The sequence below is a fragment of the Legionella birminghamensis genome (assembly GCF_900452515.1).
Classification (GTDB): domain Bacteria; phylum Pseudomonadota; class Gammaproteobacteria; order Legionellales; family Legionellaceae; genus Legionella_C; species Legionella_C birminghamensis.
In genome coordinates this window covers 676079-701993 of sequence record NZ_UGNW01000001.1, presented here as the reverse complement: position 1 = coordinate 701993, position 25915 = coordinate 676079, and the positions used below count along the sequence as shown (strand labels likewise).

The window sequence follows — 25915 nt, the reverse complement described above, 5'->3', positions numbered from 1 at the left end:
ATCTTGATTAATCGAAATTAATGGTATAGGAATGGGAACCAGAACCATCATAACTGGTATCGATGTAGCGGATATCCTTGCAGGATGCATGGACAGTTGGATGATTCATTAAGGGTCCGTCTTTAATGTCTAAAATACACCAGCTATTCTCATCATAGGCGACCGTAACATGGGCAAAGCCACTCCGGCATTGAGTTCCATCCTGAATCTCGAAACTTCGAGGCCCCACGGGGATGAAAACAATCTCGGAATCATGATAAGCGTTAACAATCTGAATGTCGGAATGTGTTACACCGCTTAGACGAAAATAATCTTTATAGTTGCACCAGGTCCTATCCGCAGCATGTACATTAACCATCAAACTGGCTGCAGCAAGCATTAAGCATTTTTTCATTGTAAACATCCTTATTAATAAGCACAGCCTGGATTATATTAGAACCATAAATTGAAACAAGATAATTAAATCCAATGGCTTAGTCATTATCACAGCAAGGTACAAGAAACCCGGCTCTGCTTATTTTCAATGCGAGCAATTGCGGCTTCCGCTTTTACATAACCCCGTTCGTATGCGCGTTGATAGCATTCTAATGCCTGATCTAAATCCTGCTTGGTTCCTTTTCCTGACTCATAACAACGCCCTAAATTATAAGCGGCTCGAGCGCTGCCTAGCTCGTCTGCTTTTAAATATTGCTTATAGGCTTCACTAAAATTCTGGATAACAGGGTATATTCCATTTTCAGCATACCATCCAAGTTGACACACAGACTCACTATCTTTTAGCCTGGCAGCTTGAATATAGTAACTCAGTGCTTTTGCTGTATTAATTGCTCCATCATACCAGCCTTCTTCATAAGCCATGCCTAAATTATAAAGCGCTTGCGGGTTATTTTTGTCGGCAGCTAATTCAAAACAAAGTACAGCTGCTTCATCATCTTTTTCTATACCTTGTGCCCAATGATAACACACCCCTAAATTGACTAAGGCTTGCTCTTGTCCTGCTAAAGCAGCTAATTGAAAATAAGGTACTGCCTTTTCATAAGATGCTCTTTGATAAAAATACCAGCCACAATCATTTAATTCTTCTGCCGTTAAACCTTCGATGTTCTCTGGTTGTTCGGAAAAGAAGAGCATGCCTTGAGTCACAATTCTGCTTCTAAAAAAACTGAATATTAAAGACTCGTTGTAATTCTACTGCCGTCATTCGGGTAAAATCTATTTGTGCATTTGCATCTCGATGTAAAAGAACAAAGTAGTCAATAATTCGTTTAATTTTATTTGCCCTATCCCTATCAGTCGTCAATGCGTTCATATACATATCACGCAGCTCTGTTAAAGCCTCTCGGGCTTCTGTTTCAAGAGAAGTTAACTGCTCATTAAAATAGTCTGGTGAGCAATCAAGAGAAACTGTCAATGGAAGCAAGTTCATAGCTTCATGATTAACTATGAGTATGGTTTTTACAAATAAATAATTTAACAATTGCGATTCAGGTACAGCTTGATTTCGAGACATAAATATTAAACATTAAACTAAGTGGTGCATATTATATCTTGTTTCAAATGACTTGTGCAATTATATTGCAATACTAATGAATTAGAAATAAAGCTATCGAATCCCCGCGGCATTCGACCGCGGGGCCCACACGAGGCCTATTTAGAATATTGATTTTGCTAATTTAGGGTTAATATTTGAAAGACTTGTTCCTAACTGCTTTTGCTATTTACGGCAACATTGGATTCATCTGAAGAGCATATTCGGTACCAGAGATGGGCCCCGCGGTCGCAGCCGCGGGGATTCGTATGGCCGCAGCCGCGGGGATTCGTATGGTCGCAGCCGCGGGGATTTGACTGCATTTGTGTAGATAGCTATGGGACAAACCGCAGGACATAGTGGAGATGTGTGGATAGATGAATTTCAATAAATTTCCAGACCAATTGATAAATAATTAAACAGACCCTATTCTTATAATTAATTTCATGCTGTCTGGAGAAACTCATGTCTAAAAAGAATCACTCTGATAATTCCCACAAGGTTACGGATACGGAGTTAGAAAAAATATCCGGTGGTAGAGTGCCCTGGCGGATCCCCGAGCCTGATACTGGGCCAAGCTATTATATAAGTCCGAAGGTTGAGAAAAGTAATAGTAAGAATAAAAAGGGTAAAAAATAAGCATTCCTCGTTTTACAGTTAGAATATAAACCTGTAGGGGCACGCCTACAGGTTATTAAAGCGGGTCAGCGCCAATCCCAGGCTTTAGCGCCCAGGCAGAGATAAAGCGGGCTGTGTACTCAATTGATGCTCGAGAATCGCTTCACGGCATTGGGCCACTTCAACCCGATTTGAAAAACCTTCCAGCTCGGCAGCAGTTTTGCCATTATTATTCTTAATGCTGATATCCACCCGTCCATCATTTAATAAACGCTTAACACATTCCAGATGGCCACGTTCCACTGCATCATGGAGGGCGGTGTAGCCCACATTGTCCTGTTGATTTGGATCCAGTTCCTCCTCAGCCAGGAATAGCTCAAGCACCTTAGGCTCATTGACGGAGGTTGCCCAAAATAAATGGGGTTCGCTGGAGGATGTGACAGCGTTCATATTTATACCTGGTGTTTTTAACAGCGTCTTTATAAGCTCAAACGCCTGATCATATTCAGATTGCTTATTTCTTTTGCGTGGCAGGGCGCGTATCGCTTCTTGCAGGGGGCTTGTGCAATACAGGGAACTCGATCGAAATACATTTTCTTTTGGAAAAGCAAGCAAAGCACCGCGGAGCGCGGGGTATTTATCCAAGCGAATGGCTAAAATCAGGTAGTCTATGTCTTCTTCAATGCGACCCGGTTCACTTTTTTTAAAAAGATCAAACGATTTCTTATATTCTTCTTCTTCTTTTCCTTTGGCTATAATGGCCTGTTTTAACTCCTCATCATCTTTCACTTTCTCGACAAGCGAGTCGCCCCTATGAGTTCTTGGAAACATGATTCCAGGGTATTCCAGCAAGTGTCTGGCAGTGCCAATATGACCTTCCTGCAGGGCCAGATAGAGAGGTGTAATACCATTTACATCAACGGCAGCTGGATGGGCACCTCCGTAATAAATCAGGGAGTGCAGGTTTTCAGTATGACCGCCATTGGCCGCCGCGTGGACCGCAGCCCGATAGCTATGTGTCGTTTTTGGTATTGCCGTGGGATGATGCTTTATTAGAGCCTTTAAAATCCTGGGATTTCTTGTTGCAGCATAATAGGCAGTGTATTCGCTGGGCTTAGCCCCTTTTTGAAGCAAGTGAAGAACCAAATCCGGCCTGTTTTTCTGAGTGGCGTTATCCAGGGCATTATCCTGATTGGCCTTGTCAACGGTTGCCCCCGCCTTGAGGAGCAGATCGATCATGGCAACCGATTGAACCAGGCACAAAGGTTTATCACTAAACCAGTTTTTCAGGTTTACTGCGTTTGGAAACAGTGTGAGCACTGATGAGGCAAGCGATAGATTGTCATTCACTACCGCAATGTGCAATAAATGATAGCCTTGAAAGGTTTGCAGCTCCACTGGCCAGGATTTGATTTCATCCAGATCGTCCGCAGTGACTTTATCATTAAGAAAGCGATCCAGTATTTGCAGGCGCTTATTCTCGCCAGGCTCAAGGACAACATTGAGGGCTTTCAGTTGGCGGTCCAGTTTTTCTGTCGATTTACCCCTTGCAATCAAGAGCCAGCGCTTTAGCATGAACTCTGCCTTCAGGATAGTCTGATTATCCTCGGAGGTAAAATGCTCATTGATCAGTTTTGCCGCTATATCAAGCTTATCTTCAACTAATAATTTTTGCTGGATTAAGCGCATTAAAAGATGGGGTAAGGTTGGACTTTTGGCATAACGTGCAATGTATTCGTCCAGATAGAACTGCTCAAAAAAATTGATGCTATCCTCATAAATCCGATCTGCTGTTTCCTGGGGTAAAAACAAACGGTATTTGGTTCTCAAAGCAATTAGCTGACTGAAAAGCCCGCAATTCCCAACCGTTTGGAAATGGTCACCGCTTTTTTCGCTAAGCTCCAAACCAAGAATGTTATGCAACTCCTGCTGGATATAGATTTTATTTTCTTCTGAGCTACTGCATTTAAAGAGTCTGTTTAATACTGATTCGGTTAATTGTTCCGGTCTGGTGATACGATAGACCTCAGTGGTCGAATCCGTACTGCATCCTCCGCCATTATTGCGGTAATAATTATCCTGTTTAAAAATAAGATCTACTGCATGTTGTGCCCATCCAGTGATTATCTCAACGCCTGTACTTCTGCTGTCTGCGAGTATGGCCTCCATAACATCGTCTGTTTTTGCAGAATATCCCAGCCAGGAATGGGTAAGAAAAAAATAACGCATCGCTTTGACAGTCATATTTCTTACCTGCCTGAGCGCCTCCAGCTCTTCGCTATTTGTTCCACTGCGCTCGCAATGCGACACGTAGGCATTTATCAAATGAACCATAAACGGGGCAGTATCATAAGACAATGAACTTGTCAGCTTTTGAAGTTTGTTGTTGACGGGTACATAGCCGCTCAATGAAAATAAATGGCCGAACATCGAAGAGTCTGTTACAAGAGAAAATCCTCTTTTCTTACGAAGGAACTCTTCCTCCCAGGCAAGCACATTTGAATCGAAACAGTCAAGTGGTACACCGATGGTGTTAATATAGCCCGCTGCTTTTTTACGCTCTGCCGATCCTTCAGTTGTCAGGCTATTGATATGATCTAACACTTTGTTTAGATCAACATCTGGTTTAATTTTTTTTAAGTTCTTAATAGCCTCTTCAGTGCGAAAAGTCGAAGAAGCCGTCACCGTCAGGGCAATAAAATATTCAACATCAATATCGATTTTTGCACTGATTAGCCCTTGAATCAGCACTTCAAATTCCTCAGAAGAACTATTGAATGCCTCAAAATCCGCAAGGCACTCCGTCATCAGTTTTTTAATAAACTCATTGGCTGTGGGCAAGCTTTTGCACAGTTGTAGCAAACCAGGGAATTCAGAACTGATTGACCTGTCCGGATTTCTAAATATTGTTGATAAAAGGGATATACCATGACCAGAGGTTTCCAGGATTGCCGAGGGTTGCAGCTTAATGATATCGATCATTAAGCGATGACTTGAGTCATCGATGAGACCGTATTTCTTGACAAGAATTAAATCAAAAATGGATTGGCCATTATTATTTTTATGTGAAAGATTTATTCCTTTTGGAATCAATACCTTCGCTATTTCAGAGACATTAGCCTTGCTACGAATGGCAAGCTGTAAGTAATTATTTCCTTCGCTATCCAGAGCATTGACATCAAATTCCTCCTGATTACTGGCAAGCTGCAGCAACGTTGTCAATTCAGATTGAATTGTATAATCCTTACTCTTTATGAGCGCTGATAATATGGAATTACCATTCGCATAGTTTCCCAGAAGTGAGGCAGGATGGAGTTTTAAAATCTCAAGCAGTATTACATTATTGGCATATTCTGAACGTCTGGCCTTGTTTTCAAGAATTAAATCAAATACTGATTGACCTTTGTAATTTCTGTGAGCAACATCAATGCCATTTTGAACCAAAAGTTTTGCGATCTCATCTGCCTGAACACTGCAATGAAGCACTGCCAGCTGTAAATAATTATTCCCTTCATTATCGCTAATATTAATATCAAATTGCGGGTGGCTAAAAAAATTGCTGATAAAAGTTGTATTTTTATAGGTATCAGTCGACAGAATGTAGCCCAGGGCTGTTTTTCCATTTGTATCCTGGACATTGATATCAGCCTTGGGATTTGTAATTATACTTCCAATCTGGTGTCCATCTGATAAATTCATCTCGCATATAAGATGGAGTAATACTGAGTTATGTGTAGATGTCTTTTGATTAACATCAAACCCCGGATGTCTTAACAAGTCCTGGTACAAATCCTTTATAGAATATGAATGTGAACTACACAAATATTCAAAAAGTGAGAGGCCATCACTGCCTATTTTTTGCTGAACATCAACGCAATTATTTCTAAAAAATTGTTTAAGGTTACTATCAAGATAATAGGAGGCTGCCTCCATATAGTAACCAAGAAATGAACGGCCTTGCTTATCCAAGGCATTCGGATTTCCACCGAGAGCTATTAAGGCATTCAGGTAACTGTAGAAATTGATTTCTTTTGCATGCCGCGTCCGCGCCAATATATGAAAGACAGACTCCCCTTCTTCAGTAAAATCGTTTACGGCAAAACCTGCTTCAGAAAGCTTTGCAGCGATTTCCGATGTATAGTGTACCGAGTTTAGAATTTCTAGGAGATCTGCACTTTTCATATATTGTTCCCTTCAATTTAATCGCAGGGAATATAACATAGGAATGTTAAGTAAAAATTAAGCCGAACGCCCTTTGGATGGACTTGAAGATAACAGGCCGCTCATCTATTCTTAAATGAGCAATATCTGTTCAAATGGAGATTGAAATGTCTAAGAAAGGCCTCATTATTGCCACTGCAGCAGCAGCCCTTTTTGCATCTGGTTTAAATGCCAGCCCCAGTTCAGGTTACGGTGGATCTAATAACACGCAGGGAGGCTACGGCGGAGACTCAAAAAATAGCGGTTCCAGTGGTGGTTATGGGGGCTCAGGCGATTCAGGATATGGTGGATCTAATAACTCCTGCAAGAGCCATAACAACTGCAAAAGCTATGACAAGTGCAAGAGTTACAACAAGTGCAAAAGCTACGACAAATGCAAGAGTTACAATAAGTGCAAAAGTTACGGCAAATGCAAGAGTTACAATAAGTGCAAAAGCTACGGCAAATGCAAGAGTTACAATAAGTGCAAAAGCTACGACAAATGCAAGAGTTACAACAAATGTAAGAGCTATAACAACTGCAAGAGCTACGACAAGTGCAAAAGCTACAACAAATGCAAGAGTTACAACAATTGCAAGAGCTATAACAATTGCAAAAGTTACAATTCATGCAAATATAAACACTCTTGCAAATATAAAAATAACTGCAAAAGTTACTGATGCAGTTTAAACATTCAAGGAATGAATCATCAATGGAAAATCTTAACTCAGCCCAGCCTTTAGGCATGGGCTTAGGTTTGCGTCCCGATCACTATCAATCTATTTTAGAAGAGCTTCCTGGCATAGACTGGTTTGAAATTCTTACAGAAAATTATCTGGTTGATGGAGGACGGCCACTATATTACCTCGATAAAATCCGTGAAAATTACCCCATGTGTATGCATGGTGTTTCTTTATCTATTGGCAATTTGGATCCTCTCAATGAAAACTACTTAAAACGAGTCAAGCAACTGGCTGATCGTATCCAGGCTAAATGGATTTCTGATCATCTCTGCTGGACAGGGGTGCACCAGCGCAATATGCATGACTTACTCCCCCTACCCTATACCGAAGAAGTGATTTCACATGTGGTTGAACGGGTAAAATACGTGCAGGATTTTTATCAAAGACAACTCTTATTAGAAAACGTCTCCAGTTACATTAGTTATCAGGCATCCGAAATGACTGAATGGGAGTTCCTGACGGAAATTGCAACACGTGCAGATTGCCTGATTTTGTTGGACATTAATAATATTTATGTGAGTGCTTTTAACCATGGCTTTGATCCGCTCACCTATATTCATTCCATTCCTGTCAGCCGGGTTCAGCAATTTCATTTGGCAGGTCATTTGAATTGTAAAGATTATATTATTGATACGCATGATCACCCTATCATCCCTGAAGTTTGGGAACTTTACGCCGCTGCAGTAAAGCGCTTTGGCAATATTTCAACGATGATCGAACGCGATGACCGTATACCCCCTTTTGAGGAAATGATGCAGGAATTAGACTACGCGAGAACCATTAAGCAACATTCTTTAGTAACAACAATGGCGAGCCTTGAACATGAAATTTGAGGAACTCTCGATATTACTCCAGGACTCTATGTTAGGCTTAGAGCCTATTATCAAATCCCAACTCTGCCAGCCACCCCGGGGCTCTATTGAAGACCGTGTCTCAATCTATGCGCATGGATATTACAACCGGCTCCAAGAAGCACTGATGAATGACTATCCCGTACTGGTTAAAATAATGGGGGAATCGGATTTTCATAAAATGAGCCGAAAATATATTGATGCTTATCCTTCCACCCACTATTCGCTTGATGCATTCGGGCAGCATCTAAGTCTATTTCTTTGTGAAATGACACCCTATAGAAAAAGACCCTATTTAAGTGAGATTGCTGCAGTTGAATGGGCGCAGTCAGCAGCCATTACCAGCCCTGATGCGCCTCTTCTTTGTGAGGATGATTTAAAGAAACTATCTCCCGAAGAGTGGCCTTCTCTGAAATTCTATCTTCACCCCTCGCTCCAAGTTATTGGCCTCCATTGGAACAGTCTGTTACTGATTGAAACGGCTGGACGCAAGCGTTCAAGACCCCGGCCTGAAAAACTTAAAAACCCACAGTCCCTCCTCATCTGGAGGCGTCAGCTTGAGGTATGCCGCTTTAAACCAGATCATCTTGGATTGCTTTTGATAAATGCAATCCAGTCCGGAGCGGCATTTCTTGAAATCTGCGACCAACTTTCCAATAAAATGGCAGAAAAAGAAGCTGCACCCTACCTCGTTCAAAATCTACATTTCTGGTTAAACAATCAATTGCTTGTAAAACCAGAGTAGCGTTGAAAAGCCCTAAATGCTGAAGCCAGTTAGGGGAAGACAGCTCTCAGCTTAGCTAGTGTTACGCAAGTCAACTAAGAACGTATAGATTTAGACAGAGAAAAGCAGTATAAGTAAGGGGCTAAACTCACCCAATGTGCAACAAATTCCTGCGCAAAACACCATGGGCGAGAACTGCAATTGAAACGCTTTACCGTGATTCCTTAAAAAGCAAAAATTGCGATAACTCGTCCTTATTGGAGTAAAAATAATATGAAATATATTCTCATTAATAAAGAGCCAGTAGAACTCTTTAAAATTCTCAAGTTTGAAGGTATCGCCGCTAGTGGAGCAGAAGCCAAACACCTGATAGCTGCTGGCAATGTATCGGTTAACGGCATAATAGAAAAACAGAAAAGAAAAAAAATGCTTGCAGGAGATACGATTGAACTGAATGGTGAGATTTTTCGGTTAAAGCTGGATGCTCATCAAGAGTAGGGTCAGCAATCACCTGTTACCGGTAAAAAGGACTATCTGTGGATGTGTTCTTTCCTCTGACTAATTGCCTCTTCAGCGTTGGACTTTAATTCTGATACTGCTTGTTGCAACTGCGAGGTTTGATTAAAAACATTATTCAAAAAGGATTGACATACTGCTTACGTCTATAGCTCCTCCCTATAAGCATGCAAAGTATCCAGCATCCTTTCAGGATGGCTAAGGATGATTTTCTTTATGCCTAAAGAAGCGGCTTTTTCTGCGATCCGCTGGCTAATCACCATACAAGGCTTTTGCTGAAGCCAATGCTGGGCTTCCATGCCAAGCATTTTGAAAAGGTTATGCATGGACTGCTCGCTTGTGAGCAATATAATGTCGACTAAATCATCGCGCCATAAAGCCTTCATAAATTGCTCATCTACTTGTGGCATAACCCGTCGATACACGGGTACACTGAATAAATTCGCTTCTTTTTGCAATAAGCTTTCTTCAATTAACGTTCTGCCTTCTTCGCCCTTAAATAATAATACAGTTTGATCTTTTAAGACTTGTAATGACTGAAGCGCCAATAAATGCTCACTGTCCGGAACAGTTGGAACCGCGTTTACCTGTATATTGAATTCTTTTAAAGTGTTGGCTGTGCCGTGACCAACGGCTATTACATTAATATCAGAGGGCCAGCGCAGCTGTTTTTCCTTCAGGTGCTGCATGCTGATATGGGCGGCATTCGGGCTGACAAAAATAGCATGCTGCACTTGATCCAAACCAGGTAATGAACGGAGCCAGGCAGTATCACAAGCCTGGATTTCCAGGGTGGGACATTCAATGGAAATACCCCCTGCGGCTTCAATCTCGTTGCTTAAGTTTTGCGCCTGCTTTCGTGGTCGGGTATTTAAAATGCGCAAGCCCTGTAATGATTGCTTCATAAGTTTGCCGTATCGAGTGGATGTTATTGCCTTTGTTGTAACAGGAATAGGCATGGTTTTGAGTATAGTTTGTTATTTTAACGATATCCATAAAGGCAATGATGCTTCATAGCAAAGAAGCTATAAATGAGAACGATTATCATTAACATGATGAAAACAAAAACAAACAGACTGTCTTTTTTTTTGCCTAAGCAAGCAATCTCTTCTATATTTCACAAAAGGCGACTAATTTTAGATATGAAAGAATAGTTAAAGATAGATACTAAGCGGGATTCAAGCTAAGGAACCAGTATGAAAGGTATTTATTGTTTGAGCATGTCACATCGATTTATGAATGTTGAAGTCAGAAGCCGATACGGTGTTGTATTTCAGGATTTGGAGTCACGGGTTAAAGAGTTGAAATGTGCTGAAATTGTGAAGGAAGGCTTAATTATTTCAACCTGTAATCGACTCGAAATAGTATTCTTGGGAAGTGATCTGGATGCAGTGATAACATGGATAGCTTTTAAATGCTGCACAAATTGTGATGAAGTTAGGGCAAGTTTTAAAGTAATGCAAAGCATGGAAGCCTTAAAGCACATTTACAGAGTGATATCGGGTTTGGATTCTAAAATATTTGGCGAAACAAATATTGTCGGTCAAGTTAAGAAGGCTCTGGAAATTGCCACTACCCATCAACTAGCCGGTAAAACGCTCAATTTTATCTACCAGAACGTGTATAAGGCATCGAAGAAAATCCACAACAGTTTGGCGCTACCCGTTAATTCCCTGGCAAATTGTTTCGAAAAAGCGTTTGAAAAACATTTTCCGGATCCAAGACAAAAAACCTTTGTCACCTTCGGTTCTGGCAAATTGAGTACAGAAATTGTCAAGAAAATTCTAAAGCACGAGCCCAAAAAGCTTTATGTTGTCTCAAGAAACCCCGAAAGAGTTTGCGGCTTCTTACGGGACACAGCCCACCATATTGGGATCATCGATGAAATCGTCGAAAATTTTCCACAGGTTGATGCCTGTTTTACTGCGACTAATGTGAGCGAGACAATTATTAACTCTTCCCATTTAGATATGTTTGATAAAAATAAAAATATTTTTATTTCTGATTCTTCCCTGCCTCCAGCAGTGTGTTCAACAGTTAGAAAATATGAAAATATTACTTATTATGACATTGATGATCTGGCTGCCCTTTCAGAACAAAAATGTAATTTATTGAGTAAAGCAATAGAAGTAGAGCTTGATCTTTTTATTGAAACCTCGATCTTTCAACTTTGTAAAGAATTAGATACCAATTTCATGCAAAAAGTAATTCAAATGGAAAGAACCCACCTAAAAGAATATATTGAACATGTGCAGGCCTGTCTATCCAAAGACAGCGATGATAAAAAGTTATCAATAGCTATCAAAGATCTCTCTGGGGTATTACTCCACATGGGCACATTACTATTAAAAGAGTCTTGCAAAAACCACGACTCGACTATGCTCCAGGAAGTGCATTCACTTATTGACAGACACGACAGGATAATCAGGAACACCATACAGTAATTAATTATTTTCCTGATTACATTCGGATCTGATTGATATAAAAGCGAAGTTTGGCTGTTAAAAATTTGTGAGGCTCACGCGAACAAGCCCCATTGGTATCTACACAAATGTTTTCCCGCTCCGAATACCCGGCTTCACCGTCCGAATCCCCGCGGCACCGACCGTGGGGCCCACAGGATGCCTATTCAGGGTCAGTCTTGTGCCTTTTCACTCTCTATTTTTTGGAAACATTGCAAACTCAAAGAGCATTTTCGGCCACCTGACATGGGCCCCGCGGTCGGTGCCGCGGGGATTCGGATGGTCGTAGCGGGGGATTCGGATGGTCGCAGCTGCGGGGAATCGGGGTGAGAAACACATTTGTATAGCTATCTAATGGATCAAGGTTGTTTGACAAACTCAGCCTTTATATTTTCGTGCTCCATCGTAAGAAGAGAATTTAAGCGAAGCCATAACAGCAGAGACGCTACAATGAAACCACTACTAAATCCAATACAGAGCCCAATAATTCCGCCTTTAAAGACAAAGCCAACCAAATAGGAGCAGAGGTTAGATATAAACCATAAACAAAAAAGACCAATTTTCATCGGATAAGCCGAGTGCCCCAAGCCTCTTAATACCCCGGAAAAAAGACTGCGTAAACCATCAAAATAGAGAATAAACCAGCGTATAGCGGTAATGGTGAGTGTTAAATTTAGCAAATAATAATTTTTCAATAGATTAACATCGAAATATAATGAAATAAGTGGATTTTTAAGCAAAGCAAATAATAGCCCCATCCCAACAAAAAGCATAGAATGCAATTTAACAGCAGCAAGGCAATCATTTTTAATGGTTTGAATCTGGTTTTCCTGATAATGAATACTGGTAAATACAGAAAGGGTTTGTGATAGCCCCAGAAAAATCATAATCAGTAAGAGTCCGAACTGAATTGATACTTGAGAAGCAGCCAGGGCATCTGTGCCAAAATAGCCTATCATCATCGTATTGACGAATATTGCCGCGAGTTCTCCACCAAATTGCACACCAATGGGAACACCCAGTTTGTAAAAACGGATGAGAGAACCCAGGGTTAATTGATTAAAGTGTTTAAATAACTTCAACCGCTTAAAATCGGGGTTCACCATAAAATAAGCATACATTGATAAACAAACAATGCTTTGCGCATAAAAAGCGGCAGCAGGTATGCCAGCGATTCCCAGTTTGGGAAGACCCATATGCCCTAAAATTAATCCATAGGATAAAATGCTAACCAGCAGCAATCGAAGCAAAGAGTAATAAAAACTGACTTTTGGTTTTTTCAGGCCAATACAAAACTGTGAGTTCACCATTCCGAGACTAATGGAAAAAATGGCTAAGCTGGCATAATGAAAATACGGTACAGTCAGTTGAGTCAGTGTGCCTGGCTGACCAGCAAGTTCCAGCAGGTTGCTGCCATACCACATAATTACCGCAATCGGCAGGCTAAATAGAATAATAGAGACAATCGATGACTGGAAGACTCTGGCATGGGACGAATCCTGGCCACTCTCGTCTTTCGCTACTTCCATACCGGTGAGTATAGAAGTTGCATAAGTACAGGTACTGGTGATAGTTAGTAGAACAATATACAGCGATGTTGAAATATTGACTGCCGCTATTTCTTTTATTCCCAACTTGGCTACAAAAATAACCCCGATAATATTTCCCAGAATATTAATAAGATTATTGGCACTGACCGGAAGGGAAAAGAGAGCAATTTTTTTTAATCTCTGAGCCATAAGTATCTGCACTTAAAAGGAAATTATATTAGCAGAAACTCAGTCATAATAAAGAATGAGAGTGTTCATCTAACTGTGTCACTTCATTACTAGTTTATTTTATTAACCTCTTCGTTGTTAATTTATACAGTATGGGAGAAATGAAGCTTTCGTAAGTGTCTGTTTAAATAGCTCTGTTGTGTATTGGATAATAAATGAGTCCACCCTTCCCTTATGACAGTACCAACATAAATTAATGGTCTCGCTAAAACCTGCTACTTTAAGTTTTACTAATTCCGGATCACAATAATGCAATGGCAATACACTCCAACAGAATCCTGCCTTTACTAATTTGCTTAATGCCTCGAATGAGTAAAGCTCATGCTCAATCACAAGAGGCAGTTCAAGTCTGGTAAATATTTGATCTAGCCGGTCGCGTACTGAAAAACCTGGCGGCGAATGCACACAAGGGTATCTGGATAAATCATGCCAGCTAATTTCATTTCTGTTTGCCAAAGGATGTTTTGGTGACACCACAATAAATAATTCCTCTGAGGAAAGTACAGTGCATTGAATAGAGGTATCTACATTTAAATCTTCAGTCGCCAACGCGAGATCTAAAATCCCATTGAGCAAGGAATCCACTAATTCCGTTTTTGGCAGCTGTCTGATATGAAATTGGGGGTAGACAGCTTGGTCGTTGGATATAAGCTCTATAAATGCAGGAATGAAATCGAGTGCTGGATAAAGAGTAGTTCCCAGCGATATGGATAGTTTGGATAACTGATTTCCTCTTAAATCAGAGTAAGCATTATTCAAAATATTGATTAATTGTCGAGCATAAGGAACCAATAATTTAGCTTTAACGGTGGGTAAAACCATATTAGAGCGATTTTCAAATAGCTTTACCATTAACTCTTTTTCCAGATTAGAAATGCGCTTACTAATAGCAGATTGAGTAACAAAAAGTTTCTTCGCTGCAATTGAATAGGAGCGATATTCATACACCAGCAAAAAGGATTTAAGTTCATTACTATTCATTTAACCCTGCGTTAATGCACTCACGGCTATAGAAATGTCAAGTCTATTTTAAGATTAATACTAAAGCCAGACATATACAAAAACTTATCTCACTATTCCGCCTGCTACTTACACTTATTCTCAAATTTCTGTGTTGATTAAAACTACCTTAATTGAAGAACTCTAAAATCATAGCTTAAATTTATTTTATAAGAGAATCAACATGCCAAGATATACAGCCATACACATCAGAAAAGCACAACATTATCGACGACAAAGACTAACCCGGGAAGAGATTGCTCAACGCATTGGGACTGGCGATTTTTCTCATGAAGTACGTCTTGATTTTCCAACTGAAGAAGAAGTCATGGATGTTCTAATCGGATGGACTATGATTCCAGGAATTCAAACTGTAATGGTTCGCTACGAATTACTAAACAATAATCATTATCGAATATTAGGGTTTGCTGATATCGATGATATGCTTCACTATGATTTTGCAGAACCGCCCTGTTTTCCATCCGAATACGTGAGGGGTCTAGAAGGCAGAAGGATGCAGCCCAGAAGGCAGGAGTTACCTCCTGGACTGGCAATCACTCTCGCGGATCCTGTTATCCCCCCCCCTGTAATGCTTAACACAGCGCAAAGCACGCATACGGCTAGTGTCCATAAATCAGTAACGGAGTCTTTACAGCGATTACACCATCGATATTCACGAATTAATATTGACGCCAATATAAATGCGATTAAACAATTTGCCAAACGGATTACTGCAGTGAATTTTCCTGATACTTCTCAGTTGGAGCGAGAAGCCGCGATTCGTTTCATAGCGCGGATGGATTTACTTTTTAATAATAAAGAGGCTGGATCCAATTTAACGATTGAGCATATCCTGGCACACATTTGGGAAGCAGGACATGATCAAAAAACAGGTGCTTTGAAGTGCGACATACAGACAGTTGAGGAAAGTTTTGTCAAACATCTGTATGAAATACAGAGGGGATATAATCTGGATTCACAAGGAAGAGATTTAGGCGATAATGATAAACCCATTTGCGTAGGAGGCACTATTAATAAGTTAACTGATACGCTGAATGCAGGGATACATGAGGATGTGGAAATTATTTATATTACCCGTGAAACAGCTAGTGAAAAATTAAAAGCATTAGGAAAAGAAAAAGCGGTTGAATTCGTTATGAGTTCATCGCAAAAAGAACCATTACTGTCCCTTATTGATCAATCCAAAACAGCCGATCAAATCCCAACCTGGGATATACCGGATTTAATCCTGGATTCAATACGGGAGGAGGTAAAGCAATCCTTTGTTGAGGAATTTGAAAGCAGTTTAATGCCTGCAGTGCTAGAAGAGATTTTTTCACAATTTTCTTATATTTCGTTTGACGAGAAAAATTATCGTCAGATGAGAGAAGAGAAATCTGCTGTAAGCCAGACGGTTATAGATGAAAAAGCGGATATTGATGAAGTAGTGTTAAATTCCACTGTCAATAATAGTTCTCAGACAGCTTCTTCAAATGTTTCTTCAGCAGAACAACCGTTCCAATGTATGCGTCTTGCTGCAAAAAAGCCATGCCCATCAATAAGCGATAGTGAGTCACAAGCTCAGGAAAGCAAGCCTAGTCCAGGTCGAGAAAAGGCTATTGGGATGTTTGGCTTTTTCAGAAGGTTTAATCCTTCAAGTACCTGCAGGGATGTGGAGTTACCACGGTTTCGACAAAACTAGATAGATGAGATAAATGCTTTAGGTGTAGTAGTGGAGACCTTGACCTTTGTTGCCTGTTCAAATCTAAACTACTACATATTAATAAAGCAGCGCAAATGATTTTCCCGTTAAATTTCATTTATTTACTTTACTAGCTTGATCAATTGCATATCAGACTTGATAAGAATTATGCCAAATACCATTACTTTTAATTTATGATAAGCACTTCTGTTAATGGATTCCTTAAAAGAAACACAAGCCAAATTCGTTCTAATCTGGGTATTATTTCGTCAAGAAGGAATAAAACAAAAGGTACAGGTTATTAATAACAGCCAAATTATAAACAATAAACATTATATTTGAACAGCATTAAATGGATATTAATTGACATTGCTGCAATGACGAAGTCGTTTTAAGCCATTACCAATAATAATTTTATTATGTCTTGGCTATAGTTTGATTGATTGTCAGATCACAACTAGCCATTAAAAATCGTGTTAGCCATGAATTCAACAATCCAGGATTCTTTATTCTCCGGCGTTTTTTTCACTCTCTTTCCATGAGACTTAGTCAGGGGTGTCTTTTTGGTACCTTTTTCTTGATAGCCCGTATTGTCCATTTTTTGGTTTACGGGGAACGCGGTTACGGCAATCCTGCTCATAAGCACCTCGTTAATAATGATGGCATTCTTTAATCGACTTGCTTATTTAAGTATAGGATTGATTTTAAGATACTCAATATTGGTACAGAAAACACCAGGAAAGATAACTAACAGATTTAAAATGATGCTTAGATTGACCTATAACTGGATTCTTTTTTTTCCTATTGGCTCACATTATTACCTAGAACGGCCTGGTAACAACCAGAATAACGATCAAAATTAAAAATAATGTCGGTATTTCATTAAAAATTCTGAAGAACCGTGTAGAGAGTTTATTGTTATCGTCCCGAAAACGTTTTAAATAAATTCCGCAGTGGATATGATATCCCCATAGAAGAAGAACAAAAAACAGTTTGAGCCACATCCAAACGGCACTTGAATAGTATTGCCAGTTCATTGAAATTAAACCAATGCCTAGTATAGTGGTCACAATTGCCGCAGGGTAAGTGATTGCATAAAACAGCCGGTATTCCATCACCTTGAAGCGCTCGATACTCACTTTGTCCCGGGCTTCATTGTGATAGATAAACAGTCTGGGCAGATAGAACAACCCGGCAAACCAGGCGACCATGGCAATAATATGGAAGGCTTTGAGCCACAAAAATAACATCTTTAGTCCTCTCCTTGGTAAAATACCCAATGATTAAAAATTTATAAAGTCTTAAACACTTCCTCTGCTGCATTCAGGGTTTTGGCTATCTCTTCTTCTCCGTGACAACAGGATACAAATCCTGCTTCATACATTGAAGGTGCAAGATAAATGCCTGATTCCAACATCCCATGATAAAATGTTTTAAATCGTGATTCATTGCTTTTCTGTACCTGATTAAAATGACGGACTTCAGTTTCTTCGGTAAAGAAAAATCCAAACATTCCTCCCTCATAATCAGCAATCAGAGGAATATTTCTGGCTTGAGCCCGCTCAATCAAGCCATTTACCAGTGCCTTCGAGCGTGCAGCCAGTAACTGGTATACTTGCTCATCAAGCTGCATCAGGGTAGCCAATCCTGCTGCCATAGCCACCGGCGACCCCGATAGTGTTCCGGCCTGATAGACTGGGCCAAGCGGAGCCAAATAATCCATAATCTCTTTCCTTCCGCCCAGGGCACCAACGGGCATTCCTCCACCAATTACTTTCCCAAGTATCGTCAAATCCGGTTCAATCGCATAGATCGACTGGGCACCGCCGCGAGCCACACGAAAACCGCTCATGACTTCATCAAAAATTAACAAAGCCTGATTTTTATTACAAAGCTCCCTTAATTGCAGCAGGAATTCTTTATCTGCGCGGACAAATCCCATATTTCCAGCAATGGGTTCAATAATGACCGCAGCAATATCTTCTTTGTATTGCCCAAAGTAGGCTTCTACCTCTTCTATGCTATTATATTCAGCCACCAGGGTATGTTCGGTTACACTTTTGGGTATGCCTGGCGTAGATGGAATACCCAAGGTCAGCATCCCTGATCCAGCCTTGGCTAATAGTCCATCGCTATGGCCATGATAACAACCATTAAATTTTATGATTTTGTCTTTTTGGGTATAGCCGCGGGCGAGCCGAACGGCTGTCATAGCGGCTTCTGTGCCTGAGTTTAGCATGCGAATTTTTTCAATCGAAGGCATCATCTCAATTATCTGCTGAGCCAGTTCGGTTTCATTAATCGAGGGCGCTCCAAAACTTAAGGCTTTTTGGGCCGCCTGTGTGACTGCATGAATAACTTGCTCATTACCATGCCCCAGGATCATGGGCCCCCAGGAACCAATGTAATCAATGTAAAGTTGATCATCCACATCGGTTAAATAAGCCCCTTTAGCGTCCTTAAAAAAAACAGGATGCCCGCCGACTCCTTTAAATGCCCTGACAGGGGAATTAACACCGCCTGGAATCAGTGCAGAAGACTTTTGAAACTCTATTTCAGATTGTTTGTACATAACGCCTACTCACGATTTTGTAATCAATTAATGAAACCATCAGTTATCGCCAGCTTGCTCCGATATCCAGGCAAGCGCCTGATTCGCCAACTGGTGGACTTCATGTTTATAGTCAGAATAAGGGAAAGAATGATCTTTATGAAGGAATTTATCCATCCTCTCATTGGCTAAAAAGAGTTTCATCGCCATATTTTTGCCGTCATATTGAGTATAGAGACCAAGCGGAGAACGGCAATCAAGTCCCACTTTCATTAAAAATTCCAATTCGGCTGTGGAAATATCAAATTGCTGAGCATCACTGATTTGCCTGCAAAGGTTTCTTGCAAAGCTGTCATCCTCCCGGGTTTCCAGTCCGATAACGCCTTGACCTGGAGCAGGGATAAAAAGGTTTGGATCCAGCGCCTGGCTTTGAGAATAATCAATTCCTAATCTAATCAGTCCCGCTTCAGACAACAGAGTTCCACAGACCGGTAGCGCTTTGATCTTTTCCAGCCTCGAAATCACATTGCCGCGAATATCACAGGTTTTTAAATCAGGGCGTATAAATTTTAACAAGGCTTTACGCCGCAAGCTTCCCGTAGCAATTGTTGAATCTAAGGGAATTTTATTAAGCTCTTCTATACCTTTAGAAGAAATGAAAACATCACGGTAGCCTTCGGGTTCAGTAAATCCCGCCATAACCAGGCCTGGCGCAAGGTTGGAAGTAATATCTTTTAGACTGTGCACAGCAATGTCTGCTTTTTGATCAATCAGGGCTTGCTCAACCTCTTTAATAAAAACGCCTTTCCCCCCTATTTCATAAAGCGGCTTTTCCAAATCCAAATCACCTTTAGTGATTAAAGGCAGGATCTCCACTTCAATTTCAGCTTGAAATCGGGATAAGACCCTTTGTTTGATGATGTCAGCTTGAGCCAATGCAAGCTTTGATTGTCTTGTAGCAATTCTTATTGTTTTTTTCATAGTAACTCCCTCAATTTTATTACAATAGGCTAAATTTTAAAATTTGAATAATCTTTTTTACCTACTGAGAATAAAAGAGGTCCTTTAAGAAGAGGCCTTCAATTTAAATAGCTCAAACACATTTCAAAGGCCAGGAGATTCATTCCCAAGCTTTACAGGCGTGATAACCCATGAAAATAGGAACGTAACCCCCTGCTCACTATTTCACTCATCAATGATGTCTTTTGGCTTCCATTTCCTCGAATAAATCGATGTGCATTTGGAAAAAATCATCGCTAATCTGCAATAGCTTTTGCTCTTCTTCCTTAGAAAGGTTAAGGTTATTCACTTCTTCCCCCAGGCTTCGAGCCTGTCTTGATGCACTTTTATAAAACCTGGCGCTAAGAGGATACTCCTCACCAAATGCTCTCTGATTTAAGCGGCCTAGTGCCTGCCCACCATAACAGTCGGCTAGACTTCGAACGGCCAGATAAGTGAGTAAATGCATTGGGTCGGCCTGCTCTACAGCGCTAGCCATAGCCTTCGTTGCGGGAAATGTGTAATCTATGGGCAATAAGTTATGCTGCTCTTCATCAGGCACATAGTTAATCATTTCAGAAATGTCTTGCTCAACTAAACAGGATCGATTAAGCCAGGGCTCCTTACAAAAAATATCCAGATAATTCACTGCGCCCTGTTTAGTCAGCTCTTCCAATCGAGTTTCCATCGCTTTATAAAGTGGAATGTACTGAATAAACAAATTAACTATATCGGTTTTTTCTGGTAAATCATCTTCTTTTTTAAACAACATCCTGAGCATGAACGGCGTATTCGATGCTAACTCATGCTTTGGATTAATGTGTAAGCGATTTACGAGACTATCTGCAGCCATCATAGTGTATCTCCTTATTCCCTTTGTTCCCTAACAGCACTTTCTGAATTGGTTTTGATCTTTAATGTTAATACTAGACCATAAACATCTTTTTTGAGGGGGCTATCGCTGACTTTATTGTTTCAAGCTGAATACTTGAAATTACTGATTAAAAATCAATTAGTTAATACTGATTTTACTTTTAAAACTTTATTTGATTCACATTCAGCTGGATTTTCAATTACAGTTCCGTACATAATTTAGTTATTTATTATCAATAAGCTAAGATAGGATGGCCCATGAAGAAAGGGGTATTACTGACAAATTTAGGCACTCCCGAATCCGATAGTATCTCTGATGTCAGGCGATATTTGCGAGAATTCCTTCACGATAAACGCGTTATTGACCTGCCTGCCGTTTTAAGAACCATTTTAGTGGAGTGTTTCATTCTCCCTTTTCGACCCAAAAAATCAGCACATGCCTATCAATCCATATGGGGGGAGAATGGATCTCCTTTACTGCGCATTAGTGAGAGGATTGCCGAAAAACTACAGCAAAAACTAGGCGAAGACTACGTTGTTTCCTTAGGTATGCGATATGGGAGCCCTAGTCTTAAAACAGCATTAGATCCTTTAAAAGACTTGCGGGAAATAACAATTATCCCATTATTTCCTGAATACTCTTCTGCGGCAACAGGCAGTGCGATTGAAGCAGCCCTCGCCCACATCATGACGTGGCAGATTATACCGGAGTTGACCGTTATCAGGGATTTTTATCAGTACAATGAATTTATTGAAGCCTATGCGGATCAAATCCGACAAACCCCGGCAAGCTATTATCTATTTAGCTACCATGGTCTACCTGAGCGCCAGCTGATTAAGGGCGGCTGCGCGGAAATCTGCAATCCCGTTTGTAAGCCCATTAATAAAGAGAATCATTTCTGTTATCGGGCTCAATGCTATGAAACAACCCGATTGATTACAGAAAAACTCGGACTTAATGAATCCCAGTATACCCAAAGCTTTCAATCGCGCCTTGGTAAAACGCCCTGGATTAGACCTTACACCGATGAAATGCTAACCAGGCTTGCTAATGATGGCATTACTGACCTGGCTGTTGTTTGCCCTTCGTTTGTTGCTGATTGTCTGGAAACCCTGGAGGAAATCGGTATACAGGCTCAAAAACAATGGCAGCAGCTAACCGGTCAGCAATTGAAGGTCATTCCCTGCATTAACGATCATGACCAATTTATCGATTTACTGGTGAATCTTTCCAGGTAATATTGGCATGTTCAAGTTAAAGAGAAACCACCTTGAAAACCAGCGTTTTCCTGGCGGTTTCAGCAAAAGAAAATATCATCCTCGCATTTTTGGACAGGATGCATTTTGCAGGCTATCAGTCCTTTCCACGGCTTGGTGAAAGAATGAATATCGATCAGGCTTGATTATTTTAGTGGATTGACTGTACGAGGGTAATAGCCTTTCCAGGACTACTGGTGCATATGGTCCCAAGACATCTTTAGCCATTTTTTTGGGACAACCCAGCATATTTTTTGCTATGCTTTGATTAAGCAATCGCTCTCTTAAATTATCAATTAAACAGGCACCAGTAATTGTGCCTAATTGTTTAGGCAGCATTACTACATAATCAAGGCCGGGTTTATCCTCGCCTTTTTCTTTATATAGCGCATCAAAATATTGTCCTTCTATCAGATCTTCTTTAGGTCCTTCAGCGACTGCAATGAGTACCCGCGTTTTATTAAAAGCCAAATTCCAGCGAGAAATAATTTGATGCATTCCTGTCAGTTGAAGTTCTGCTGCCTGCTTTAGATACCCTTCATTTACTGGACTGATTTCCTTTGCATATCGGGCCTGCAAACACCCTATTTCACGCAGACAAGTCGACAATCGAGCCTTATCGGCAATCAATATTAATTGCTCAATTGCTCCCTGATGAGGTTTAATGTAGTAAGGATCCTTGGAGCAAAGCTCGGTCAGTAATTCAACTAAATTCAATAAGTCAAGCTCATCTTGGCTTGTCCTGACCTGATGGGTACATATCGATCGAAGAACACAATCTAATATCACTGAATTATGAGACAGTGATTTCAAGATATTATAGGTTGGTTTTAGTGCTTCGGTTTCAGCAGCATCCTGAATAGATAAACTATGATCATTTTGTTTACCCCACAACTCCAAAATACCATTATGATAAGTGATAACGTGATCAATATTTGTCAAGGGTTGAGAAAGGGATGTCCGTCGGTGGTAATCCAGGAAGTTTTTTCCCATTTTACGAGTGGTGGATAAGATGGATTCGTCAGTTGCTTGAGAATGGATGGAGAGATTTATATTTTTGGGTTTAGCGATTAAAAAGAGACCCCCGACATTGAGTAGACAGACTAAGGTTTAAGTGAATGAGCCTATTTATTTCAGATAGTGAACGCATAATAATCTCCTGTGGATTTGAATTGACATCAATTGCTACACTACCATAAAAATATACCTTGTGCAAAATAATTAATCACACTACAAATATCTTAATCATAATTAAAGCTTAACTAGCCCAATATCTGTATACGAATGTTTTTCAATGGTTTTATCTATTAAATATCTAATTCAAAATAGCCTGGCAATTGGGGCAATGCTTCAAATTAACTGCTTTCAAAAATTGAAGCCAGTTCTGGTCTTTGCATTTCAAAGCTATCTTGCACAGCCGTATAGCTCTGGTAGCCTAAGCGAGCAAGAGGGCGAAATCGGTTCGGGTCAATTCGTTGCTCTTCATCCAATACCGATTCACAGACATGAATACCCACCACGTGGCCAAGAACCATACGGTTTATTAGTTTCTCTTGATTAGCTCGAGGTAATTGTACTGACATGTAGTATCGGCACTCCAAACTGATGGGTGCAGCTTTGATCCGTTTTGGTCTTACTAATTCGGCAGGAGCCTGTTCGATAGCGGCTACAGAAAACTCGCTGGTGTGTCGTGTGAAATTCATCGAAGTAATATTCATTTCCTCTCTCAAGGCATATGAAGTGATATTCACCACAAATTCGCCCGTTTCTTCTGCATTACGCAACGTATCTTTTTCCCCTGTTTCAATATGTGCTTCTGTAGTTGAAAACATCACCATCGGGGGTTCATCCGCCACAATATTGAAATAGCTAAACGGCGCCAGGTTATCTACCCCTGATTGACTGACCGTGCTTATCCAGGCGATGGGTCTTGGGATCACACAGGCCTTAAATAGCCCCCTGGGCAACTTGTGGGCGAGATCGAAAAACATGGCTTCTCCTGAAATCTCTAATTCTAAACAAAACACTCCAACACCCATTATTTATGGAGCTATCGAAAACTCCATGTCAGAGGTAAAAAATGCTGAAGTCAGATAAAATATCAACTATCAAAATACCGTAATCCAATCGCACTCCGAACCTCTTCAAGCGTTTTCTCTGCTACTTTTTTAGCTGCGGCAGTGCCAGAAATTATAATATCCATTACTTCACCACGCTTAAAACTATTTCTCTTTTCCCTTATTGGTTCAAGCATTGCCTGTAAACTAGTATTTAACAGGTTTTTAATTGTGGAATCTCCCAGTCCGCCTTTCCTATATTGTGCCTTTAGTGCATTGACTTCTTCTGGATCTGGATGAAACGCACTAAGGTATTCAAATACAACATTTCCTTCAACTTTCCCGGGGTCACTTATTTTAAGGTGAGCTGGGTCAGTGAACATTAAAAAAACCTTGCGCTTTATTTCTTCAGGAGTGTCAGAAAGAAAAATCGCATTCCCTAAGGATTTACTTGCCTTGGATTGACCGTCTATTCCAACCAGACGAGAAGTTTTACTTAAAATCGGTTTTGCTTCTTTTAGGCAATCGGTATTATAAATTCTATTAAACCGTCTCACTATTTCGTTCGTTTGTTCAATCATGGGAATCTGATCTTCTCCCACAGGAACTGCCTCTGCTTTGAATGCGGTAATATCTGCTGCCTGACTGACTGGATAGCAAAGAAAGCCTGCAGGTATGGAGGAATCATATCCCTTCTGCTGGATTTCAGTTTTAACAGTGGGATTTCTTTCAAGCCGCCCTAAGGTGACAAGATTCAGGTAATACACAGTAAGTTCCGCAAGCTCAGGAATATGGGATTGTATGAAAATTGTGCTTTTTTCTGGTTCAATACCAATTGATAAATAATCTAATGCTACTTCATAAAGATTATCTACTATCTTACCAGGGTTCTCAAAATTATCAGTTAGCGCCTGTATATCAGCAATCATTACATACTGTTCGTATTCATCTTGCAGCTTAATTCGATTGAGTAGAGAACCAACGTAATGACCAAGATGTAATTTACCTGTGGGACGATCGCCTGTGAGTATAACTTTTTTCATTGCAGACCTGAATGTAAAGCTTCTTATCGGAAACTATAACAGAAAACCAGTATTCACCAAGTATAACTTCATGTGGCAGTTTAGTAAGTTAATGCCCCTCTTCGCGACTGACTGATGCAATTTGCAACAATTGCCTGCATGGCGGCGGGGACAATAAGCTGCTCATGGCCATTGAGGCTATGGACCAATTGCGGTTGAAACTTAAATTAACCGAAGAATTAAAGCGTTTAGGCATTGAAGCACTTGAAACCCCAGCCGATTTTCGTGAGCTCTCCCCAAATGAGGTGCTTATGCTAGATGATAAAAAAGGGGTATATGATCTAATGGCGGCAGCGGGATTTCAAGCCATTCGAGCCGATACGCTTGAAGCTCATTTTTTACCCGAAAGTGAAGAAGAACCTGCTGTCCGTAATACCTATTTAAATCATCTAACAAAACATCTCGGTTATGAAACCCTGACAGAGTTCAAAACGTCTTCCTCAATCAAGGAATTGAATCAGCTCCTCGCTGGATATCTGGAAGAAAGAACAAAAGATACGCGCCAATACCAATCCGGATTTGCGGGCTTGTTTCAGAAAAGTTTACTCCAAAAAGAAAAAGCGGTACATGCAATGAAACTGGCACTTGCCGATCCTGAAGAAGCCAAAGAACTGATGGAACATTTAAGCGTTCTGCGCCAGGGCGAACTTGGGAAGAGTATCCGCGCGTTTGTAAAAGACGGAAAAGCCAATGATATCATTGGCCATCCTGTACATACCGTAACAGAATTTATCCAGGCATTATCCGCGCAATCAATCCGTTTAACAGCAGGACCAACTGATAACTGAAGTTTCGACATTAAACTGGGCAAACCAACGGATTGCTTTGATCCAATAGCTTAAAATTAAGCCGGCTCATTTTATTCACTGGAGCTTTGCCCTGTTTGCTGGCTATTTTCATTTACGGCCTAATCGTCTGGATATGATTGAGCATAGTTCAGACGATGACTTTTGTTAGAGCAGGAACATTTTAGAA

25 protein-coding genes are annotated in these 25915 nt (G+C 40.5%); 10 read left to right on the top strand and 15 right to left on the bottom strand.

Translation table 11 applies throughout. The features are described from left to right. Nucleotides 1-7 precede the first annotated feature (7 nt). The 3 genes from DYH42_RS03110 to DYH42_RS03100 form a co-directional block, all read right to left on the bottom strand. Nucleotides 8-394, bottom strand: a complete 387-nt coding sequence (locus tag DYH42_RS03110) for a hypothetical protein (RefSeq protein ID WP_058523743.1) — start codon at nucleotides 392-394, stop codon at nucleotides 8-10. A gap of 89 nt (nucleotides 395-483) precedes the next feature. Beyond that, complete coding sequence (locus DYH42_RS03105; RefSeq protein WP_131793022.1) at nucleotides 484-1143, bottom strand: tetratricopeptide repeat protein; 660 nt, start codon at nucleotides 1141-1143, stop codon at nucleotides 484-486. A 10-nt stretch (nucleotides 1144-1153) separates the two neighbouring features. Then, nucleotides 1154-1510, bottom strand: a complete 357-nt coding sequence (locus DYH42_RS03100; RefSeq protein WP_058523745.1) for a hypothetical protein — start codon at nucleotides 1508-1510, stop codon at nucleotides 1154-1156. A gap of 483 nt (nucleotides 1511-1993) precedes the next feature. Between DYH42_RS03100 and DYH42_RS16515 the strand changes: the two genes are divergently transcribed. Further along, the gene (locus DYH42_RS16515) at nucleotides 1994-2167 is read left to right on the top strand and encodes a hypothetical protein (RefSeq protein WP_157062392.1); all 174 of its coding nucleotides are present in this window, start codon (nucleotides 1994-1996) and stop codon (nucleotides 2165-2167) included. 84 nt (nucleotides 2168-2251) lie between these two features. Here the strand turns inward: DYH42_RS16515 and DYH42_RS03095 are convergent, their stop codons facing one another. After that, nucleotides 2252-6328: an ankyrin repeat domain-containing protein gene (locus DYH42_RS03095; protein WP_058523746.1), complete on the bottom strand. Its 4077-nt coding sequence runs from the start codon at nucleotides 6326-6328 to the stop codon at nucleotides 2252-2254. 207 nt (nucleotides 6329-6535) lie between these two features. Here DYH42_RS03095 and DYH42_RS03090 point away from each other — a divergent pair, with 207 nt between their 5' ends. The 5 genes from DYH42_RS03090 to DYH42_RS03070 all read left to right on the top strand — a co-directional run bounded on the left by DYH42_RS03090 (nucleotide 6536) and on the right by DYH42_RS03070 (nucleotide 9162). Next, nucleotides 6536-7036: a hypothetical protein gene (locus DYH42_RS03090; protein WP_058523747.1), complete on the top strand. Its 501-nt coding sequence runs from the start codon at nucleotides 6536-6538 to the stop codon at nucleotides 7034-7036. Nucleotides 7037-7058: 22 nt separating this feature from the next. After that, entirely contained in the window at nucleotides 7059-7922 is an 864-nt protein-coding gene (bufB, locus tag DYH42_RS03085) for an MNIO family bufferin maturase (RefSeq protein WP_083503124.1), read from the top strand. Next, on the top strand, nucleotides 7912-8685 hold the full coding sequence (locus DYH42_RS03080; RefSeq protein ID WP_058523749.1) for an HvfC/BufC N-terminal domain-containing protein: 774 nt from the start codon (nucleotides 7912-7914) through the stop codon (nucleotides 8683-8685). The genes bufB and DYH42_RS03080 overlap by 11 nt, the downstream gene beginning before the upstream one ends. A 134-nt stretch (nucleotides 8686-8819) precedes the next feature. After that, the gene (locus DYH42_RS16910; RefSeq protein ID WP_115316935.1) at nucleotides 8820-8930 is read left to right on the top strand and encodes a VF530 family DNA-binding protein; all 111 of its coding nucleotides are present in this window, start codon (nucleotides 8820-8822) and stop codon (nucleotides 8928-8930) included. A gap of 7 nt (nucleotides 8931-8937) precedes the next feature. Further along, nucleotides 8938-9162 (top strand): RNA-binding S4 domain-containing protein, encoded by a 225-nt coding sequence (locus DYH42_RS03070; RefSeq protein WP_058523750.1) that lies wholly within the window; start codon nucleotides 8938-8940, stop codon nucleotides 9160-9162. 164 nt (nucleotides 9163-9326) lie between these two features. Here DYH42_RS03070 and DYH42_RS03065 read toward each other — a convergent pair whose 3' ends face one another. Beyond that, nucleotides 9327-10085: a uroporphyrinogen-III synthase gene (locus DYH42_RS03065; protein WP_058523751.1), complete on the bottom strand. Its 759-nt coding sequence runs from the start codon at nucleotides 10083-10085 to the stop codon at nucleotides 9327-9329. 291 nt (nucleotides 10086-10376) lie between these two features. On the opposite strand from DYH42_RS03065, the gene DYH42_RS03060 reads away from it, so the two are divergent. Then, complete coding sequence (locus DYH42_RS03060) at nucleotides 10377-11624, top strand: glutamyl-tRNA reductase (RefSeq protein WP_058523752.1); 1248 nt, start codon at nucleotides 10377-10379, stop codon at nucleotides 11622-11624. Between the two features lie 377 nt (nucleotides 11625-12001). Here DYH42_RS03060 and DYH42_RS03055 read toward each other — a convergent pair whose 3' ends face one another. Together DYH42_RS03055 and DYH42_RS03050 are read right to left on the bottom strand one after the other, a co-directional pair. Then, nucleotides 12002-13381, bottom strand: a complete 1380-nt coding sequence (locus tag DYH42_RS03055; protein WP_058523753.1) for an MATE family efflux transporter — start codon at nucleotides 13379-13381, stop codon at nucleotides 12002-12004. 117 nt (nucleotides 13382-13498) lie between these two features. Then, the gene (locus tag DYH42_RS03050) at nucleotides 13499-14401 is read right to left on the bottom strand and encodes a LysR family transcriptional regulator (protein WP_058523754.1); all 903 of its coding nucleotides are present in this window, start codon (nucleotides 14399-14401) and stop codon (nucleotides 13499-13501) included. A 202-nt stretch (nucleotides 14402-14603) separates the two neighbouring features. Here DYH42_RS03050 and DYH42_RS03045 point away from each other — a divergent pair, with 202 nt between their 5' ends. Beyond that, on the top strand, nucleotides 14604-16121 hold the full coding sequence (locus tag DYH42_RS03045; protein ID WP_058523755.1) for a hypothetical protein: 1518 nt from the start codon (nucleotides 14604-14606) through the stop codon (nucleotides 16119-16121). Nucleotides 16122-16578: 457 nt separating this feature from the next. Here the strand turns inward: DYH42_RS03045 and DYH42_RS03040 are convergent, their stop codons facing one another. The 5 genes from DYH42_RS03040 to DYH42_RS03020 form a co-directional block, all read right to left on the bottom strand. Beyond that, nucleotides 16579-16761, bottom strand: a complete 183-nt coding sequence (locus DYH42_RS03040) for a hypothetical protein (RefSeq protein WP_058523756.1) — start codon at nucleotides 16759-16761, stop codon at nucleotides 16579-16581. Nucleotides 16762-16942: 181 nt separating this feature from the next. Then, nucleotides 16943-17371 carry a protoporphyrinogen oxidase HemJ gene (hemJ, locus tag DYH42_RS03035; RefSeq protein ID WP_058523757.1) on the bottom strand — a complete coding sequence of 143 codons (429 nt, stop codon included), beginning with the start codon at nucleotides 17369-17371 and terminating at the stop codon, nucleotides 16943-16945. Nucleotides 17372-17412: 41 nt separating this feature from the next. Then, nucleotides 17413-18693: a glutamate-1-semialdehyde 2,1-aminomutase gene (hemL, locus tag DYH42_RS03030; RefSeq protein WP_058523758.1), complete on the bottom strand. Its 1281-nt coding sequence runs from the start codon at nucleotides 18691-18693 to the stop codon at nucleotides 17413-17415. A 39-nt stretch (nucleotides 18694-18732) separates the two neighbouring features. Further along, nucleotides 18733-19653 carry a hydroxymethylbilane synthase gene (gene hemC / locus DYH42_RS03025; protein ID WP_058523759.1) on the bottom strand — a complete coding sequence of 307 codons (921 nt, stop codon included), beginning with the start codon at nucleotides 19651-19653 and terminating at the stop codon, nucleotides 18733-18735. A 211-nt stretch (nucleotides 19654-19864) separates the two neighbouring features. Next, nucleotides 19865-20527: a biliverdin-producing heme oxygenase gene (locus DYH42_RS03020; RefSeq protein WP_058523760.1), complete on the bottom strand. Its 663-nt coding sequence runs from the start codon at nucleotides 20525-20527 to the stop codon at nucleotides 19865-19867. 275 nt (nucleotides 20528-20802) lie between these two features. Here DYH42_RS03020 and hemH point away from each other — a divergent pair, with 275 nt between their 5' ends. Further along, nucleotides 20803-21783 (top strand): ferrochelatase, encoded by a 981-nt coding sequence (gene hemH / locus DYH42_RS03015; protein ID WP_058523761.1) that lies wholly within the window; start codon nucleotides 20803-20805, stop codon nucleotides 21781-21783. Nucleotides 21784-21858: 75 nt separating this feature from the next. Here hemH and DYH42_RS03010 read toward each other — a convergent pair whose 3' ends face one another. From DYH42_RS03010 to trpS, 3 genes are all read right to left on the bottom strand, one after another. Further along, entirely contained in the window at nucleotides 21859-22794 is a 936-nt protein-coding gene (locus tag DYH42_RS03010; protein ID WP_058523762.1) for a hypothetical protein, read from the bottom strand. A 362-nt stretch (nucleotides 22795-23156) separates the two neighbouring features. Continuing rightward, nucleotides 23157-23792, bottom strand: a complete 636-nt coding sequence (locus tag DYH42_RS03005; RefSeq protein WP_058523763.1) for a flavin reductase family protein — start codon at nucleotides 23790-23792, stop codon at nucleotides 23157-23159. A 110-nt stretch (nucleotides 23793-23902) separates the two neighbouring features. After that, entirely contained in the window at nucleotides 23903-24901 is a 999-nt protein-coding gene (gene trpS, locus DYH42_RS03000) for a tryptophan--tRNA ligase (RefSeq protein ID WP_058523764.1), read from the bottom strand. Between the two features lie 164 nt (nucleotides 24902-25065). Here trpS and DYH42_RS02995 point away from each other — a divergent pair, with 164 nt between their 5' ends. After that, the gene (locus DYH42_RS02995) at nucleotides 25066-25728 is read left to right on the top strand and encodes a hypothetical protein (RefSeq protein ID WP_058523765.1); all 663 of its coding nucleotides are present in this window, start codon (nucleotides 25066-25068) and stop codon (nucleotides 25726-25728) included. Nucleotides 25729-25915 lie beyond the last annotated feature (187 nt).